We start from the raw sequence: 18,538 nt of genomic DNA on the forward strand, positions 1-18,538 counted from the left end.
TTTCATAGTATCTTATGGATCTAATTTTCGCACCCTTTAGGGACGGGGAAGCGAAAATGAGTACTACTTTTTCCCTAATATATCTTCCTAAAAATCTACTTGTCCATACGAACAATTTTTGGTGTAAAAGTGCCTACCACTTCTACGAGTTCTTGTTGATTTGCCATCACTTTTTTGATGTCTTTATACGCCATAGGTGCTTCATCTACACCTCCGCCTATAAGGGTTACATCATGTGCGGCTAGTTCTTTCTTAATAGCACTTTGGGTAAATTTTTCCTTGCATTTACGACGTGAGTGCAAACGACCTGCTCCGTGTGAAGCCGATTGTAAACTGTCTGGATTTCCGAGACCTCTTACAATATATCCGGGTGCTGTCATTGATCCTGGGATGATGCCCAGTTCTCCTTTGGCAGCAGGCGTGGCTCCTTTACGATGCACAATACATTCCTTTCCATCTATTTCTTGTTTCCAAGCAAAATTGTGATGGTTGGCAATATTGGCTAAAGGACGTGCACCAATTAGTTTGCTTATTCGAGCGTGAATATTATCGTGACATGCTTGTGCATAATCACCAGCAAGATTCATTGCAATCCAATATTCTTGTCCGTCATGTGTATTTAAATCCAGCCAAGCTAGATGTTGTACATGTTTTGGTAACGGACATTGCTTTGTGGCGAGGTAGGTATAATGCTTTGCAATATTGGCTCCTAATCCTCGTGACCCACTATGTGATAATAAACTCAAGTACTCGCCTGGTGCTAAATCCCATTCATTATTTGGATCTGTAATTTGTACACTTCCAAATTCTACAAAGTGATTCCCGCCTCCAGAGGTTCCTAATTGCTTGTAAGCTTTGTCTTTAAGCCTTTTTACTAAAGGAATATTTTTAAATGCATGATGACTAAATATCTCATGGTCATGCTTGTTTTTATGTGTTTCATACATCCCAAATTTGGTATGTTCTGAAAGGATATTGACCAGTTGATGTTTCTTTCCTTTGAGGTATGATATTTTAATAGGATAGAGTGTTAAACTCATACGACATCCTATATCTACACCAACTCCGTAAGGAATCACCGCATTGTCTGTAGCAAGTACGCCACCTATAGGTAAACCATATCCGCTATGGGCGTCTGGCATTAAAGCGCCAGCGACAGCTACAGGTAATTTAAGCGCATCATATAATTGGTATTTTGCTTGATCATCTATCTCGTTTTCTCCATAAACCATATGAGGAACTCGTGTAGATCGTAGTGTTTGTTTTTTTACTACTACAGGATCTGTAAGACTCTCTGCTATTTTACCCCATACGCCATCACCTATATACTCCTCTGGATTTGCTAGTACCAAAGCTGCTTGTTGCAATACTTGTTCTTTTTTAAGCCGTTTGTGATATCTGTTAATCTGACCTAAAGTGATATTTATGCTATTATTTTTTGGAAAGCCTAATTTGATTAGATCTTTTCCGCTTAGTTTTTTTCCCATGATAATTCTTCATTAATAATGTCTTGGATTTCGCGTTGTGTCAACCCTTTTAGTTTTGAGTTGATATAGTTCCTGCCTCTTCTATTGTAGGTAGGCCATCTTGATTTCCAAGGATTCAATTTTTCGACAGCTTCATAGTATCCATTGCGCATGAGGAGTCCATCCAAGAAGGCATCTTCTTGCTCTAGTAGTGGGTCTATGTTACGTCTATGTGTGATGTACGCCCGCGTATATTTGATACGGTATGTTCCTTTTGGGAGTCGCACATAAAAGCGAGTTCTTAGTGTATGCTTTCGGATATAATATCTAAAAGGAACACAAAGGCACTTTGCTTGATCGCTTAGTTTTCTGAATTGTTTTTTACTAATGGAGGGAATCTCTTTGACAATACGATGATCTTCTACTCTTTTTGACCATGCTTTATTTGCCTCTTCTTTTGTTTTGCCCCAAACATGCTTGTCAAGTTTTGCTATGATTTCTAGCATAGCGTCTTGATTTTTATAGCGTGCTATTCGTTTCGTAATAACAAGTTCTTTGTACCAGCCGTCACGTATAGGAATGTCTAATTTTGTGTATCCTAATGCGAGTTGTGCTTGCCAAATTTCCCATTGCCTGTGTTGTATACGACGTACTTCTTTTAATCGCTGGCATTTGATATGTGCCGGTTTCATAAATCAGTGTATTTCGTTGATACTTTTTGATTTTCGATTCCGGAATATGCCTGGCGATTCCAGAATCTTATGGAACTAGGTTTTTAGGTTTCATAAGAAATAGTTTTAAAAAATTAATGAATGGTTTCAGGAAATGATTACTCTGTAATGCGCTTTTCATTGCTAGTAAAAAGGCATAAAAAAAGCCCGAAACGTTTTTTGTACTTCGGACCTCAGAGTATTGCTTGTGATAAAGCTATACGGTGTAGAAGTCTCGAAGGGGATATCCTGTAGCGTCTACGTTTTTTAGGATATCATATGTGTTTTTGTTTTTAAACATATATACTTCGATTATTAAATAATTAAACAATTCTTTTTCGTTACAATTGCGATGCAAAGATGAAATGCTTTTTTGAATTGTGCAAATAAAATTTTAATTTATTTTATTGATTATCAGGTATTTGTGTTAAATTTTTAGCAAAGAATCTCCTGTTCGCTTTCGCGAAAATACATACAGGACTACAACTTTTTGATTTCCTTTGTTTTAGCTTTTTGCATAAAAAACAGCGGAAGTAGCAACTTTTTTGAGATTTGCTATTATTTTTTTGAGATCCTCTCTAAAAAATAGCCTAAAACAAAAAAAGCGTCCAGTTAACTGGACGCTTTTTTGTGATATCTCTTAAAGTTTTCTACCTAAAAATTGGTTTCCTAACCCCAAAAATGGCGTCCGTGATATGTACGTGAAATAAACTCATAGGTTACTTTATATTTTATAATTTCTGGTGCAAATATGAGGAATAATTTTTAAATATAATTTTGTCACTTTTAAATAAGTGAATTTTTGGAGTTTATAAGTATATAAAATAGTTCCCTTATTCCTAGGTAATTTTATGATATAAAGCATGTTAGAAAGTTTTGTTCTTTTTTAAGTACATTTATATAGCTAACCATCAAAATATAAGAGGTATGTTTTTACGTAGTTCATTGTTCATCGTTATTTTAATTTTTCAATTACATACAAATGCACAAGAGCAAGTCTCATTAGAGGATTTTGGTGTTTCATTTACTCTTCCCGCTGGTTGGACAGGAGATTTTCAAGGAGATTATGTGGTATTAGGTCATACTACCATTCCGGGGATGATGATCTTGTCAGATAATCCTACGCGAACTATTGAAACTGTTGTCTCCACTGCACAACAAGGAATTCAAGAAGACGGATTTAACCTTACGGCTGATGGTACTTTTAAAAAAGTAAATGCTAAAAGAGCCGAAGGGTATTATAAAGGCACTTATGATTACAGTACAAAAGTGAAAGCCTATGCGATTGGTCTTATAGATGGTCAAGGAAAAGGGATGAGTATCTTGATTCTTACAGAAACCAATGTTTTTTCTCAAGATCATGTGAGTGCTGCCAATCAATTGGCTACTTCTGTAAACTTCTTTAAACCGAAAGCATCTAAAATCACTAAAGAATGGGAGCAACGATTAGTGGGGCAAAAACTTACGTATCGAAATACAGGAGATGGACCAGATGGGGGAAGCGTAACACGCATTATTAATCTTTGTACTAATGGTACGTTTACATTTTACTTTAATGCACATGCCTCTTTTGATGTTGCCGAAGGGTTTGGCTATGCTAATAGTAATGAAGACAGTCGTGGTCGTTATACCATTTACTCTTTACATAATGATTCTTACCTCACCTTAAATTTTGATAACGGAAAAGAAATAGAATATAAACTCACTTTAGATCCAAAAGAATATCCTGTATTGAATAATACAAAGTTTATCCCTCTGGACGCTGAAGGCTGTGAGTAATATTTTAACTTGTTTTATCATCCTCCAGAATGATAAGTTCTAGGTTAGACGAACTTGTTACAGGAACTTGAAGTAGCGTTTTGAGATTCAAATCCGAAAATGGATATCCATACGAATCAGATCCTTCATGAATAGCTTTTGCATAGGCGTTTCCATGACCACTTGCAAAAGGAGTCATCGTTGGAAATTGCGAACTATCATTAGTCCCACTTGCCGAAAAGTATCCTTCATTAATACCTACCATAACATCTCTATATACAGCCGCACAGGTATCATTAGGACTCATAGCGTTTCTTCTTACACCATTATAAACACAAAATCCATTACTTAAATAAATAGTTTTATTCGTTAAATCGGCAGCGGGGATTTCAAAAGTAAGCTTAGGAGATGTTGAAGCTAATGAGATACTTCCATTAGTATTAAATTTCCCTGTAAAATTATATTTTAAAGGACTTGTTGGGAGGCTTTTTATAGTTAAAGATTTTCCTGATAATGCCTTTAAATATGTATCATACGATGGCTGATTCATATACAATACATTAGCGCCTACTACTTTTGTATTCCCTTTGCCATTTTTACGTTGTACAGCAGTACCGTTGGTTCCTCCTAGTGCAGTTGCAATATCTTTAACAATAGCATTATGGGATTTTGAATATCCTAACTTATGAGAACCTAATGTCATCGCGATAGGAACACCAAATACATCTACAGATGAGAGATCTGTCCAAAGGACATTATCTGTTCCTAAAGTAAGTTCTATATATCCATAATAATTGTTTGAGGTAGGCACTGGATTTACAGGTAGTTTGGAATGATATGAAATATATAAACGTCCACTAATAATATGTGTAAGATCAAAAGAATTGTTTGTTAAAGATGATAGTGCTGTAGGTGTGTTTACAGAAATTCCAGAACCTTTAAAACTATTTCCTGTTAACATAAGAAAGATATCGCCAGCATTTGTAATTGCTGATTTGTTTGTAATTGTGATTTTCATAAAAGTAGATTTTTTAAGTTAGTTAAAAATATACTTCTGTTAGTGAAAAAAGTAACGTACTTCTACGGGGTTTTAAACACTATAGTTCTCTTTGTCAATTATATATTGATACTTAATACATCATTAATGATGCAATTTCATATACGATCTCTTGTCTAAAATCTTCATTATAATCACAATTTGCAAGAAGAAGAATTCCAATATTTTGTTCTGGAATCATCATTAAAAAACTCCTAAACCCCGTATCGCCTCCATAGTGACCTATTGCTTTATTTGAATGGACATTATATAATTGAAAACCAAGACCTATGTATGGATACGATTCAAATGATGGTAAGATCATATTTTGATACCTTCTATTTGAAGGATCTTTTAAGTCACTTAAAAATGAAATCATCCATAGACTTAAATCTCTTGCCGAAGCATTTAATGTACTACTAGGTGCATGTTCTCGCGTATACGGGTAGTTTTTTCTGATATATGTTTTGTTAAACCAACTTCTAGAATGAGGAGAAGTACGGAGGTGATCAGGAATATTATAATATCTAAAATCACTATGAGGCATTCCAATTGTATTCAGAATTTCTTTTTGGACATAATCTTCAAAAGATTGATTTGTTATTTTTTCAATGATATATCCAAGAATGTTATATCCTAGGTTGCTATATGAATACGTGGTAGATGGCTTTTGTTTGCATTTCAAGCTTAATTTTAATAAGGAATTTTTGAGGCTGTTTTTAGATTGGTTATGAGTATTCCAATTGTAATTAGAAATATCACCTAAACCAGATGTATGATTTAATAACTGCCGTATTGTAATAAGACTCACATTTTTATCCTGAGATCTTAATTCGGGAGCAATTTCTACAAGAGTATCATCAAGACGTAAGCAGCCTTTATGTTCAAGATCTATAATAGCAATCGCAGTAAATAATTTACTAATTGAAGCGGTATGAAATACTGAGTTTTCTGTAACAGGATCGCTCGTATAGATACTTCTTACCCCATATCCCTTTGTATACATTATAGTGTCTTGAGAAATAATCCCAATAGCAAGCCCAGGAATATCATATTGCGCCATTTTTTTAGATACTATAGCATCTATAGTTGTTTGTAATTGTTGTGTTTGAGAGGACTGACCGTGAAGCTTTTCAATAGTCAACAGAATACAAGTAGCATATAATACGTATAAACAAGAGCGGATTTTCATAGTAAGAAGAAGTTTTAGATATTTTCTTTAATTTCTTTATAAAGCAGCGTTTCTTCTTTATGAATGGTTTTCAAAAAAGCATTAGCAATTTTATACACTTCATTTGAGAAGGTCCAGAAGTTGTCTACATTGGTATTGATAGATGCATCAATAACTAGATCATAATTCGGAAATAACACCAAAAAATTTTGAGATCCTTTACTCACACCACCATGATGTACCATCCAGATAGGAGCTTCACCATCTAAAAGATCAGGGTTTTCATATGCTAAATAAGAGCGCCATCCTAATGCATATAATTGCTCATTGATCTCCCCTGTATCTAACTTCATTGGTGTCCAAAATTTGCGCTTTGTTTCATGACTTAAAAAGACATCGTCAGTGAGGTATGCATTCCCCATTTTGACAAGATCGGTAGGCGTTGAGATAAAACCACCACCGGCCCACTTATAACTTAAATTAATATCATATACCTGCTCAAAACTCCTAAACTCACGATAATACTTGCCTTCAGTTTCATAAAAAGTGGCAAAATGTTCGGTTTTTGGACGGTCGTGGTCACCATAAGTATCGCTCATTCCTAAAGGCTGAAATACATTCGTTTCCATATACGCTAAAAATGGAGTGCCTACCGCTTGTTCTAGAACTACACTCGAAAGATTAATGTCAAAAGTAGAATACGCAAAAGAGGTGCCTGGTTCAAAAATTAAGTCATATTGGTCAAATACAAGTAATCCCTCTGAAGCGGTTTTAAATTCATAACAATTACACAGGGTATATTTTCCAGAGGCTATACCAAAATCGGTATAGTTTCCAACCCCAGCAGTATGACTTAATAACTGTTGCATACTAAAATCCCATTTCTTTTTTGTCCAATTGGTAATGGTATCTCCAATAATAGCATCTAGTTGTATTTTATGAGCATCTACTGCACGTGCAACCCCTGTGGTGGTCACTGCTTTTGAAGTACTACCAATACGGTATTGTGTTTTTGGAGTGGCTGCAATACCAGCCTCCATATCTTGATAACCGACTGCAGCCGACCAAATGACCTGTCCTTTATGTCCTACGGCTACAGAAAAAGAAGGTAATTCCTGACGTTTTCCTATCGTATCGAGATACTTTGTAGCTTCTTCGATTTGAGATGTATAGTTAGGATGACTAATGGTCGTAGTGATGGGTGCGCTTTCGCGAAAGCGTGTAAACGTAGAAAAATAATAGACATTCCAAAGTACGATGAATCCAAATAAAACGCATACTGTTCTCCAAAAACGACGCCCTATCTTATTGAGTTTAAATTTTTTCATTGCTGTTCGTTATTTAAATTGATAAAACAAAGATGTTATAAAGCAGTAGGCGTATTTTAAAAAATAGACCAATGAGCCGTTAGGAGAAATAGAAACCTTTTATGTGTAGATAAATAAATTCATCTTCGACAACCGCTTTTTAGTCGACGATGGATCTGATCTGGTCGAATAGCTGTAATTTTATACCCAATAAAAAATATTTTTGAAGTAATGATTGTACAATTAGCCGAAGGAACGATAAAAACCAAGTACGGAACGTATAGAGAAATCCTGTTTTACGATGGTATTAAGGAATCTCATGCATTGGTAATGGGAGATGTAAAAGACGGAGAAGATGTGTTATGTAGAGTGCATTCTTCTTGCATTTTCGCGCATCATTTTAATAGTGTAGAATGTGATTGTAGAGAGCAGATGGAAATCTCACAGCAATTGATAGAACGAGAAGGAAAAGGAATTGTGATTTGGCTAGAGCAAGAAGGAAAAGGCAACGGACATTATGCATTGCTCAATACCTTACCGCTTAAAAAAGAAGGAATGCCACAAGCCGAAGCTTATGAAGCAGTTGGTTTTCAAAAAGATAATCGTGATTTCTCAGCAGCGGCAAAAATTTTAAAACAGTTGGAAGTAAAATCAATTACCATGATTACAGGAAATCAAAAGAAAACAGAAACCCTCACACGTCATGGAATTGTGGTATCTGGAATACAACCTACAGTGCTGTCGTGATGTATTCCCACGAAGGAGGGAATCTCTTCTTTTTAGGAATACCATACATTGCACGTCAACCTGAATTTATTTCAGGTTCGCATCATAAAATATACGTTATGTATTATGTGATGCTGAAACAAGTTCAGCATGACATAGTATGATATACAGAGATTGATTATTCATTTTCTTTGCTCACTCAAAGGAAACAAACCAAAAGAAAGAATATTTAAAAATATAACAACCTAAAATTGGTGTCTAAAAAAACAATAAAAGATCATATTATATTCTGGGGAGTATTGCTCTTTAGCTTTGCATTGATACAGTTTTTTCAAGATGGTAACGCACAATCATTTTGGATTATTTTTGCCCAGAATTTAAAGCATTTACCAGGATATCTTTTAGCAGCGTATGTTTTTAATTATGTATTATTGCAATATTACTATAAAGAAAGAAGATATGTAATTTTTGCTATCTTTTCTATAGGTCTTTTTTACATTTCAAGTGCTTTAGATCGTGTGTTTACGGTATATGTATATGAGCCTATTTTTAGAAAACCTCCATTTGTACAAGAATCACTTGCGCAAATATTTGGAGATTGGGAGTTTTTGATGGAAGGGTATTTATTACCTTTATTAATGGCCACATTTGCCATGACTATAGATCGCATTATTACTCAAAAAAATAAAAATGAAAAGGCGTTACTTCAATTAGAGCGAGATAAAAATAAAGCAGAGTTAGGTGCTTTAAAAGCACAAATTCATCCTCATTTTTTATTCAATACGCTTAATAATCTCTATGCACTTACGCTTCAAAAATCAGATAAGGCGCCAGAAACGGTTGCTACACTTTCATCTATGTTAGATTATATGTTGTATCAATGTAATGATAGGTTGGTGTCTTTAGAAAAGGAAGTGGCTTTATTGGAAAATTACATTGCTTTAGAACGATTACGATATGGTGATGATATTGAGATCGCTTTCGCGAAAGCGATAAATGAAGAAATGAAAATTGGTCCTTTAATTTTATTATCTATTGTAGAAAATGCTTTTAAACATGGAGCGAGTGGAAGTATTGATATTCCTAAAATCTATATAGAACTAAAACAAGAAGGAACACAGCTATATTTTACGGTAAAAAACACCAAAGATGATATTCAACAATCTGATGAAACTTCGTACACGAAAGGAATTGGAGTGTCTAATGTTAAGAAACAATTGTCTTTATTGTACACAGATTATTCGTATGATGTAGTGGATGAAAATGGGTGGTATTGTGTAGCTTTACGTATAAATACAGATATAAAAAATGATTAGTTGTATTGTTGTAGATGATGAACCTTTGGCACGCTCTTTATTAGAGCAGCATATTGCTGATGTCCCTTTTTTAGAACATAAGGGATCATTTAAAAATGCTTTGTTAGCATCTCATTTTTTGGCAACCAACACAGTAGATGTCCTATTTTTGGATATTCAAATGCCTAAATTGACAGGGATTGATTTTTTAAAATCACTATCACAAGCACCTACGGTCATTTTTACAACGGCGTATCGAGAGTATGCTGTTGAAAGTTATGAATTGCAAGCACATGATTATTTATTAAAACCTATCACATTTGAACGTTTTTTTACGGCAGTAAGTAGATTAAAAGTTGCAACTCCTACACCTTCATTACCTATAACTACGATACCTCCAGAGACTCCTACATCTCCTGCTCATATTTTTGTGCAGATAAATAAGAAACACATCAAAGTAATCCTATCTTCTATTCAATATATAGAGAGTATTAAAGATTACCTGAAAATCCATACCCTGACAGAAACTTTAGTGATTAAAGAGAGGATCAGTCACTTTATAGAGCAACTTCCTAATGATCAGTTTTTACGGGTACACCGATCGTATATTGTACATCGAGATCATATTACAGCGTTTACGCAACAAGATATTGAGATTGGGCGGTTAGAAATCCCCATAGGAGGGAAGTATAAGGAGCATGTAATTTCTGTTTTAAAAGGCTAGAGTAATGAAAGATTCATTACTCCATATTATAGATACAATTCATGAAGGCTATAGTACGGTACTATTTGAAAATAAGAAATACGGTCTCACCAAAATCACATTTACCAACGGTAAGTCATATAAAATCTATGCTGAAGAATTACAAGGCACCGATTTTATAAGTTTAAATTATTATATCACTAGCGCTTCTGAATTATTAAAACCTTGTGAAATGCCTGCGGAGAAAGTCATTCGGTTTTTGAGGGAGATGGTAATTTGAACTCGCTCATTTTAATACAATTTCTCATGCTTTGAAATCATTCAATCACCTTACTAAGATATTTCTACTCATAGATCATTGAGTGATTTGCTAGAAGCAAATTGTATCGAAATGACCGGCTCTATCATTTTCAAATAGAGTAACATTCTAAAATAGAGCAATACTCTATTTTTGTAATTCTTGATTCAATATCTAGATTTTGTCATATCCTACTAACAAAAAGCTCCTCCTCTTGGAGAGGGGAGGTGGCTGTGTCGAGGTACGAGATACAGACGGAGGGGAGCGGCTCATTTGTAGCACAAATCCCTCATTCCCGTTTCTCTCATAGGGAGAAAAGCTGTTTAGTGGAAACCATACGACTTCCCGTGACAAAAATCCTTTTCTAATGACTAATATAGCTGTATATTAATGCTTTATAAATTTCACTGATCATCTATGATTGAACCATTATCTTCTTTTGCCATTAGTATAGCTGCGGGTGTTGCGTTAGAAATCTATCCAGCTATGAAGAACTTTCGTAAACAAGGTATAGATAAACAAATCAAATTGGCCTTTAATGAAGCACTTAATGATTGGTCTGTAAATGAAGATATACGAACAGAAAAGGAACGTGAATTTAGATCATTACTACAATCGCATATTGAAACAAAAGAAATTAGTATTCTTAAGGTGGTGAATCCAGAAACCCTTGATTTTCTAGATCATTTTGAAAAGCGATTGGCAGAGCATACGCAAGCATATGATTATTTAAAATCTATTATCGATCAACAACGCCATGATGAGGTTGTTTTAGAGTTTTCTACTATAAAAGAGCAGCTTTCTGAAATTCAAGAAGAAATTAAAAAAGGAAATATAGATGCCAGAGATGTAGGAGATTGGTTAGATAAAATTGACTTTAAAGAAGGACAAGAAAAGGTGATAGAGATAATACGAAATTGGTATTTTCAAAAAGATATAGAACTCGAGTTACGGGAAGTATTATTACTAGCAACTAAAAAGATTTATGAACGAACAAATGAGTTAAACCAAGAAATTAAAGAGTTAAAATCTCAAGGAGACACATATTTAGCTGGTGTTTTAGAACAAATCAAAAAGGCTGTTGAACAACGAAAACCAGATGTATTAACAGCGATTTATGAAGCATATCTTCAAAAAGAGAAAGAGCAGAAAATAGAATTATTACAAGAATTAATAGATTCTTCTAAAGCCATATTTGCATATGAAGAAGTAAAACAGTTTTATAAAGAATTGTTGAAAATAGAACCTTCTGCTCAAAATCATTATTTATATGGAAAGTTTTTACACGATTTTAATTTTTTTGAGGATTCTATAAAACAATATAAAAAAGCTCTAGAAATTCTTCGAGGATTAGCGAAAAAGAACCCACGTGTATTCTTACCTTATGTAGCAAATCTATTAAATGATTTGGCTGTTTTATATCATTATAAAAAAGAATTTCAAAAAGCTTTAGTTAAATATGAAGAAGCCTTAGAGATACGTAGAGCGTTAGCTAAAGAAAATCCATATACGTATTTGCCAGATGTTGCTACGACGTTGAATAATTTAGCTATTTTACACAAGACTAAAAATGAATTTCAACAAGCCTTAGATAGGCATAAGGAAGCTTTAGAAATACGTAGAGGTTTGGTTAAAGAAAATCCAAATATATGCTTGCACGATGTTGCTGTTACATTAAACAACTTGGCTAATTTATATTCGATTAAGAATGAATTTTCGTTGGGATTGGATTCATATATAGAAGCTTTAGAAATACGTAGAAATTTGGCTAAAGAAAATCCACATATATATCTGCCTTATGTTGCTACTACATTAAATAATTTAGGCAATTTATATTCTGCTAAAAATGATTTATCATTGTCCTTAGATTCATATACAGAAGCTTTAAAAATACGTAGGGATTTGGTTGAAGAAAACCCACGTATACATTTACCTGTAATAGCTCAAACACTACATAATTTAGGCAATTTGTATTCTGCTAAAGATGATTTATCATTGTCCTTGGATTCATATAAAGAAGCTTTAGAAATACGTAGAAATTTGGCTAAAGAAAATCCAAATTCATACTTGCCTGATGTAGCTATGACATTAAATAATTTAGCTGTTTTACATAAAGCTAGAAATGAATTTCAATTAGCTTTGAAATCTTATGAAGAATCATTAAGACTCTATAAGAGCTTAGCTGAAAAACATGAAAAAGTTTATGACGTTATTTATGCACAATCATTTCTCATGGGGGTTTTTTTATTCAAAAAAGATACCAGTGGTATAGAAGAAATAAAAGAAATTTTACAGCGATATGCTGAAGTTCCCCAAGCAAAAAAACTTCTAAAAACAATTGATAATTTGGAAAAGAAGAAAGCCCCATAACTCCTTTTGAACAATAGAATACTACTCTAAAATAGAACACTGCTCTATTTTAAATTGAGGGTTATAAAACGTATACTATTTTTCAAAAACTGTAACACTTTTCATTAGAGAGACTCTTTAGTGAAAACAAATCAACATGCGTCTATTTTTAATTTTCCTTTTTACAGTTACCACATTTCATATACAAGCACAGTCTAAACCCGCTTATTTAAAAACACATCGTTATGATGTACGAGATGCTGGGTTTTCATTTCCAGAAACTGATTTTAAAATCATAGGTTTTGGTGCCTACCATGGAAGTGTAAAAACTGAAGAAGTTTCTTTAAACTTACTGAAAGCTTTAACCAAAGAAGGAAAGATAAAATATTACTTCCCAGAAACAGATTATAGCACGGCACACTATTTCAATACCTATCTTAAAACAGGTGATGAAACTTTGTTGAAAGATCTTGTCTATCATTCAGGTGTGACCGTTCCGCAAGAACGTACCATAGAAGTCTATAAAATGTGGAAGCAATTAAAAGTATTGAATGATGCACTACCTAAAGAAAATCAAATTACGGTTATAGGCATTGATATTATTATGACGTATGGTTATTCTGTAAAACATATCCTATCCTTATTGAAAGAAGAAGGGCATGCATTTCCTGCTGTTAAAGCATTAAAAAAAGCAATGGAAAACCCTGATACTGATTTTGTATCCTATTACGATAGTCCTGGTAAACTAGCAGTAAAAGCATTTGTTACTGATGTAGATGCACAACCAGAAGTCTATCATAAGGTTATTAAAGATCACAAAGTTTTTAATCATATCCTTAGCAATATCCGAACTACATTAGGTGTATTTACAGGAAAACGAGAAGCAACTATTTTTAATAATTACATAGCATTAAATGAGGTATATGATTTTAAAGAAAACCCTCAATATATGCGTATCGGTTTTGCACATCTAGAAAAAGAAAGAGAAGGGAAAAATGCTTCATTTTTTACACAGTTGATAGAGAAAAATATATATAAAAGAGAAGAAGTTATTGCGGTGATAGGCTATTTAACCCAAAGTGAAGTGCTGTGGGATCAGCTATATGATGAAAAAGGAAACTATACAGGATACACCAAAGAAGCTGGATTTGGGATAGGTGATTATGAAGATGAATATTTTAGAGGGATTCAACATTTAAAAGATGCAAAAATTTCTGATATGACCTTATTTCAACTCAACGATATAGAGACACCATATAGTAATAATGAACCCGATTTGATTGAGGTCATTATGAAATCAGAACCATCTAATGGGAACCTAGTTGCTGGAAAATCAACAACAGCTTTTTTAGATTATGCCATTTTGATTTCTAACTCAGATGCTAGTGTACCCATAGAAGAAATGGAATAATAGGATAGATGCTTTTGCAAATCTGCTCGCTAGAAGACAGGAGTACAAAAAATTAAATCGTTTCTACCACAAGGAGAAACGGAAGTGAGGGAAAACCAAGAATAGTAATAGTGTCAATTTTAACATTTTTATGTTAAAAAATTGGCATTTCTACGCAACCAAAACGACATCACTGTATCTACATAATAAACCCACCTTATGAAATATATCATATACATACCTATATATTTATTTCTCTGTTTGTGTTTTATTGTCCTTCAGATGATGACAACACCTTCTCGATAGATCGTCTCTATGAGAATATCCATTATAGTTGTGAAGAACTATATATACAGAAAGTAAAGATAACTGCATATACAGCGTACATAGTTTGATGTTGTACCTAGTATCATGGTTGCTTCTTACGCAACTAAAAGCTATGATTACATCTCGTCATAAAATCAACTTTAATGAAACGAATCTCTCTTTATATACTACTCTCTTTTTTCTTGTTTTCTTGTGCTAATGATGATAATGAACCAGAAATAGCTTGTGATCTTATAGATGCTATATCGAGCAATCTCTTTATAGAACTAGTCAATGCAGAAGGTGAAAATCTTATTGAAAACGGAACGTATAACCCCAATAATATTACAATAGATTTTAATGGAAATACATTTACGGGCGTGATTACTGGAGTAGAAGGAATACAAAATTTTGTGACCGTAGGTGTTTCTGGAAATAATGGCGATAATACTTTTGAGATCAGCCTTTCCGATATGGAGACAGATACTCTTGTTCTTGATCTTACAAGAATGGAAACAGAAGGACCGTGTGCTCAATTTGTTTTTCAATTAAACTCGGCGATATATAATGGAGTATCTAGAGAACTTCAGGATTTTGGAGGAGATTTTCTGATTACTATAGTAAAGGAGTAAATACGTTATTAAGTATATATAAAAGTTTCTTTATACGCTTTCGCGAAAGCGTATACATTCATCCTTATGGGTTTAGTTAAAGCTACAATGACTATATTTATAGAGTAATCAATCATAGATCTAGTGAAAAATCGAATCTATATCTTTTGTCTTTTATTCATTTTTTCGTTTTCAATTACCAATGCGCAAGTGTTTTTTAATGAGCAAAGTCAGACATTGGGTCTTGCAGGCAGTTCTTGGGGAGAAGATGGAAATGAGAATTTTGGAGGCGGGATTTCTTTTTTTGATTTTGACGATGATGGTTGGGATGACTTGACGGTGTCATCTAATGAGGGTTTGCCTATACGTTTTTATAGAAATAATAACGGAGTCTTTGAGCTTTTGAATATGCCAGGCATCAATGACGACCTTTTTGAAACCAAATCAGTGCAATGGGTAGATATTGATAATGACGGCGATTATGATTTTTTTGCGAGTAGTAATCAAACCGATGGTGATAGCAGACTTTATGAAAATTTGGGCGATCTTACTTTTGTAAATATCACAGAAACCGCAGGATTATCAAATCCAGGTCACCAATCTTTTGGAGCATCATGGGGAGATTATAACAAAGATGGGTTTTTAGACTTGTTTCTTGTTTCTCGATTTTTTGATAGCGACACACAGTTCAATAAACTTTATAAAAATAATGGAGATCACACTTTTACAGATGTTTCTGTAGAGGCTCACCTTATCCAAGAAAACAGCCTGTCGTTTTGTAGCGCATGGATTGATTATGATAAAGATGGGTGGCAGGATATTTATATCTCAAATGATAAAACCCAGAATAAAAATATACTCTATCATAACAATCAGGATGGTACATTTACCAATGTTGCACAAGCTGCTGGCGCCGATGTAGCTATAGATGCGATGTCTACAACTATTGGAGATTATAACGACGATGGTTGGTTAGATATTTATATCGCCAATACGCAAGCTGGAAATGCCTTTTTAAAAAATAATGGAGATGGCACTTTTACGGATGTTGCTCCCAATAATGGCACCTTATTTCAATCTGTTGCTTGGAGTTCTGTCTTCCTAGATGCCGATCATGATAAAGATTTAGATTTATATGTAAGCGCCAGTGTGACCAATGTAGATTCGGGACAATTAAGCGCTGCATTTTATCAAAATAATGGAAATGGATTATACACCATACCCAATAATGCGGGATTAGATGAAGATATTGCGATTAGTTATGGGAATGCTATTGGTGATATAGATAATGACGGAAAGTATGACATTGCTGTGTTGAATTGTTTGCCAGATGATGTCTTTTTATGGAAAAATGAATCTGAAAATGAAAACAATTGGATCAAGGTTAAATTGCAGGGAACAGAAAGTAATCGACAGGGGGTAGGGGCTCTTATTGAATTATCTTATAATGATGAAAAGCAATACAATTATGTGCTCTGTGGTGAAGGATATTTAAGTCAAAATTCATCATATGAGTTTTTTGGAATAGGAGAAGATACAGCAATAGATTTTATAACAATCTACTGGCCGAGCGGCATTGAAGATGTGGTTACTAATCCGGAAATTAATACGACACTTACTGTAATAGAAGGGGATCCTCAACTTGGACTTGAAGAGATAGATCAAGAAAAAATTACTGTATTCCCTAATCCAAGCACTTCAACGCTACACATTTCAGGGATGAACAATTACGTAAATGGCGCTTTGCAAATCATAGATATGTCGGGTAGGGTTGTACAAACTCAAGCCATTACTGATGTAAGTATGGAGATAAATATTTCTTCTCTTACCAAAGGAATGTACATCGTACAAATGCGTTCTGGAACATTATCTGAGTATAAGAAAATACTGAAGATGTAGTTTTGTTACTATACGCTTTCGCGAAAGCGTATACCCTTTAAAACAACAACGGTACAATCCAATAAGCAATCGCAAAGAGTAATCCTACAGAAATTAAATTTAGTACAATCCCGATACGTGCCATTTGACTTACTCGTACATGACCACTAGCAAAAACAATGGCATTAGGAGGTGTTGCCATAGGAAGCATAAAGGCACAACTTGAAGCTAAGGTCACAGGAATAACCATTTGTAAAATAGGAACATCCATACCAAGAGCAATTCCAACAACCAGAGGAATGAGTATGGTAACCAAGGCAACATTACTCATCAATTCTGTCATAAATAACATTAAAAAGATCAGTACAGCAGTAACGACCCACATACTCCAGTCGGTTTGACCAGAAATATAATCACCTATCATTGCAATAAATCCAGCATCTTTTAGACCAGATGCTAGGGCAAGACCACCACCAAATAAAATTAGAATTCCCCAAGGTAATCGAGAGGTGTCTTTCCAATCTAAAGGGAATTCCCCTTTTTTTAGATCTAAAGGAATAATAAACATGGCAAGCGCTGCAATGACACTTATAGTGGTATCGGTAAGTGTGATATTGGGTAATAGCGTGTTGAGGTAACTACGCAACATCCATGCAATGGCAGTACATAAGAAAATGATTAATACAATCTTTTCTCCACGACTCATTTTCCCAAGCTTATTGAGTTCTGTTTGAATAATAGCACCCGAACCACCTATATTCCCAAGTCTGTTAGGAAAGAAAATACGCGTGATACAGAAATACGTAATGGTTAACATCAAAATAGCAAAAGGAACGCCCATTTTCATCCACTGAAAAAAGCCTATATCAATATTGTAACTATCATTTAAAAAAGCAAGCATCACCGAGTTAGGAGGTGTCCCAATTAAGGTAGACATTCCTCCAATATTTGCAGCAAAAGCAATTCCTAACATAATAGAAAGTGCAAAATTCTTATCGTTTTTAGTAAAACCATCAGCATCATCCATGAGTAATTGAATCACAGAAACTGCAATAGGAAGCATGACCACCGTACTGGCAGTATTAGAAATCCACATGCTCATTAGGGCTGTGGCAATCATAAACCCTAAGACAATTCCGTTGGCCTTGGTGCCAGTAATCTTAAGAATAGAAAGCGCAATGCGTTTATGTAATTGTACTTTTTCTAAGGCGAGAGCAATCACAAAACCTCCAAAAAATAAATACACAATAGGATTTGCATAGTTGCTTGCAACACTTTTAATATCACCTATTCCTAATAAGGGAAATAAAGCAAGAGGGATTAGCGCCGTTACAGAAATAGAAACAGCCTCGGTGATCCACCATACAATCATCCAAGCGGCAATAGCTATGACCCGATCTATCGCGGGGTCTATAATATCAAAGGGTATTACTAAAATTAGAATACACAATAAAGGCCCCGATAAAAACCCTATTTTTTTAGAAATTGGAAATGTGTTCATTGGGATTAAAGCTACGGAAAAAGATTCCGCTTG

15 protein-coding genes are annotated in these 18,538 nt (G+C 34.2%); 9 read left to right on the forward strand and 6 right to left on the reverse strand.

What is annotated here, in order from left to right; translation table 11 throughout:
• Positions 1–95: 95 nt before the first annotated feature.
• Positions 96–1,487 (reverse strand): RtcB family protein, encoded by a 1,392-nt coding sequence (locus tag CHB80_RS06955; RefSeq protein WP_089370669.1) that lies wholly within the window; start codon positions 1,485–1,487, stop codon positions 96–98.
• Positions 1,472–2,158, reverse strand: a complete 687-nt coding sequence (locus tag CHB80_RS06960; protein ID WP_089370670.1) for a hypothetical protein — start codon at positions 2,156–2,158, stop codon at positions 1,472–1,474. Before CHB80_RS06960 ends, CHB80_RS06955 begins: the two co-directional genes overlap by 16 nt.
• Before the next feature lie 945 nt (positions 2,159–3,103).
• Between CHB80_RS06960 and CHB80_RS06965 the strand changes: the two genes are divergently transcribed.
• Positions 3,104–3,955: a hypothetical protein gene (locus tag CHB80_RS06965; RefSeq protein WP_089370671.1), complete on the forward strand. Its 852-nt coding sequence runs from the start codon at positions 3,104–3,106 to the stop codon at positions 3,953–3,955.
• A gap of 4 nt (positions 3,956–3,959) precedes the next feature.
• On the opposite strand, the gene CHB80_RS06970 is transcribed toward CHB80_RS06965, so the two are convergent.
• The 3 genes from CHB80_RS06970 to CHB80_RS06980 all read right to left on the reverse strand — a co-directional run bounded on the left by CHB80_RS06970 (position 3,960) and on the right by CHB80_RS06980 (position 7,469).
• Positions 3,960–4,952, reverse strand: a complete 993-nt coding sequence (locus CHB80_RS06970; protein ID WP_089370672.1) for a beta-1,3-glucanase family protein — start codon at positions 4,950–4,952, stop codon at positions 3,960–3,962.
• Positions 4,953–5,064: 112 nt separating this feature from the next.
• On the reverse strand, positions 5,065–6,162 hold the full coding sequence (locus tag CHB80_RS06975) for a serine hydrolase domain-containing protein (RefSeq protein WP_089370673.1): 1,098 nt from the start codon (positions 6,160–6,162) through the stop codon (positions 5,065–5,067).
• A 14-nt stretch (positions 6,163–6,176) separates the two neighbouring features.
• On the reverse strand, positions 6,177–7,469 hold the full coding sequence (locus CHB80_RS06980) for a serine hydrolase domain-containing protein (protein WP_089370674.1): 1,293 nt from the start codon (positions 7,467–7,469) through the stop codon (positions 6,177–6,179).
• A gap of 210 nt (positions 7,470–7,679) precedes the next feature.
• Here CHB80_RS06980 and CHB80_RS06985 point away from each other — a divergent pair, with 210 nt between their 5' ends.
• The 8 genes from CHB80_RS06985 to CHB80_RS07020 all read left to right on the forward strand — a co-directional run bounded on the left by CHB80_RS06985 (position 7,680) and on the right by CHB80_RS07020 (position 17,025).
• The gene (locus CHB80_RS06985) at positions 7,680–8,195 is read left to right on the forward strand and encodes a GTP cyclohydrolase II (protein WP_089370675.1); all 516 of its coding nucleotides are present in this window, start codon (positions 7,680–7,682) and stop codon (positions 8,193–8,195) included.
• Positions 8,196–8,428: 233 nt separating this feature from the next.
• Positions 8,429–9,490, forward strand: coding sequence for a sensor histidine kinase (locus CHB80_RS06990; protein ID WP_089370676.1), 1,062 nt, complete (start codon positions 8,429–8,431; stop codon positions 9,488–9,490).
• Entirely contained in the window at positions 9,483–10,193 is a 711-nt protein-coding gene (locus tag CHB80_RS06995) for a LytR/AlgR family response regulator transcription factor (protein WP_089370677.1), read from the forward strand. Before CHB80_RS06990 ends, CHB80_RS06995 begins: the two co-directional genes overlap by 8 nt.
• A gap of 4 nt (positions 10,194–10,197) precedes the next feature.
• The gene (locus CHB80_RS07000) at positions 10,198–10,452 is read left to right on the forward strand and encodes a peptide methionine sulfoxide reductase (RefSeq protein ID WP_089370678.1); all 255 of its coding nucleotides are present in this window, start codon (positions 10,198–10,200) and stop codon (positions 10,450–10,452) included.
• A 435-nt stretch (positions 10,453–10,887) separates the two neighbouring features.
• Positions 10,888–12,840 (forward strand): tetratricopeptide repeat protein, encoded by a 1,953-nt coding sequence (locus CHB80_RS07005; RefSeq protein WP_089370679.1) that lies wholly within the window; start codon positions 10,888–10,890, stop codon positions 12,838–12,840.
• Positions 12,841–12,976: 136 nt separating this feature from the next.
• Entirely contained in the window at positions 12,977–14,230 is a 1,254-nt protein-coding gene (locus CHB80_RS07010; RefSeq protein ID WP_089370680.1) for a hypothetical protein, read from the forward strand.
• Positions 14,231–14,679: 449 nt separating this feature from the next.
• On the forward strand, positions 14,680–15,147 hold the full coding sequence (locus CHB80_RS07015) for a hypothetical protein (protein WP_089370681.1): 468 nt from the start codon (positions 14,680–14,682) through the stop codon (positions 15,145–15,147).
• Between the two features lie 123 nt (positions 15,148–15,270).
• Positions 15,271–17,025: an FG-GAP-like repeat-containing protein gene (locus CHB80_RS07020; protein WP_089370682.1), complete on the forward strand. Its 1,755-nt coding sequence runs from the start codon at positions 15,271–15,273 to the stop codon at positions 17,023–17,025.
• A gap of 37 nt (positions 17,026–17,062) precedes the next feature.
• Here the strand turns inward: CHB80_RS07020 and CHB80_RS07025 are convergent, their stop codons facing one another.
• Entirely contained in the window at positions 17,063–18,505 is a 1,443-nt protein-coding gene (locus CHB80_RS07025; RefSeq protein WP_089370683.1) for an SLC13 family permease, read from the reverse strand.
• Positions 18,506–18,538: the final 33 nt, after the last annotated feature.

The organism is Dokdonia pacifica, from assembly GCF_900188275.1.
In the GTDB taxonomy this organism is placed as follows: Bacteria; Bacteroidota; Bacteroidia; order Flavobacteriales; family Flavobacteriaceae; genus Dokdonia; species Dokdonia pacifica.

What these genes read in the sequence shown, in the direction of transcription:
- CHB80_RS06955 (WP_089370669.1), bottom strand. Translation starts at nt 1,487, where the DNA reads ATGGGAAAAAAACTAAGCGGAAAAGATCTAATCAAATTAGGCTTTCCA.
- CHB80_RS06960 (WP_089370670.1), bottom strand. Translation starts at nt 2,158, where the DNA reads ATGAAACCGGCACATATCAAATGCCAGCGATTAAAAGAAGTACGTCGT.
- CHB80_RS06965 (WP_089370671.1), top strand. Translation starts at nt 3,104, where the DNA reads ATGTTTTTACGTAGTTCATTGTTCATCGTTATTTTAATTTTTCAATTA.
- CHB80_RS06970 (WP_089370672.1), bottom strand. Translation starts at nt 4,952, where the DNA reads ATGAAAATCACAATTACAAACAAATCAGCAATTACAAATGCTGGCGAT.
- CHB80_RS06975 (WP_089370673.1), bottom strand. Translation starts at nt 6,162, where the DNA reads ATGAAAATCCGCTCTTGTTTATACGTATTATATGCTACTTGTATTCTG.
- CHB80_RS06980 (WP_089370674.1), bottom strand. Translation starts at nt 7,469, where the DNA reads ATGAAAAAATTTAAACTCAATAAGATAGGGCGTCGTTTTTGGAGAACA.
- CHB80_RS06985 (WP_089370675.1), top strand. Translation starts at nt 7,680, where the DNA reads ATGATTGTACAATTAGCCGAAGGAACGATAAAAACCAAGTACGGAACG.
- CHB80_RS06995 (WP_089370677.1), top strand. Translation starts at nt 9,483, where the DNA reads ATGATTAGTTGTATTGTTGTAGATGATGAACCTTTGGCACGCTCTTTA.
- CHB80_RS07000 (WP_089370678.1), top strand. Translation starts at nt 10,198, where the DNA reads ATGAAAGATTCATTACTCCATATTATAGATACAATTCATGAAGGCTAT.
- CHB80_RS07005 (WP_089370679.1), top strand. Translation starts at nt 10,888, where the DNA reads ATGATTGAACCATTATCTTCTTTTGCCATTAGTATAGCTGCGGGTGTT.
- CHB80_RS07010 (WP_089370680.1), top strand. Translation starts at nt 12,977, where the DNA reads ATGCGTCTATTTTTAATTTTCCTTTTTACAGTTACCACATTTCATATA.
- CHB80_RS07015 (WP_089370681.1), top strand. Translation starts at nt 14,680, where the DNA reads ATGAAACGAATCTCTCTTTATATACTACTCTCTTTTTTCTTGTTTTCT.
- CHB80_RS07025 (WP_089370683.1), bottom strand. Translation starts at nt 18,505, where the DNA reads ATGAACACATTTCCAATTTCTAAAAAAATAGGGTTTTTATCGGGGCCT.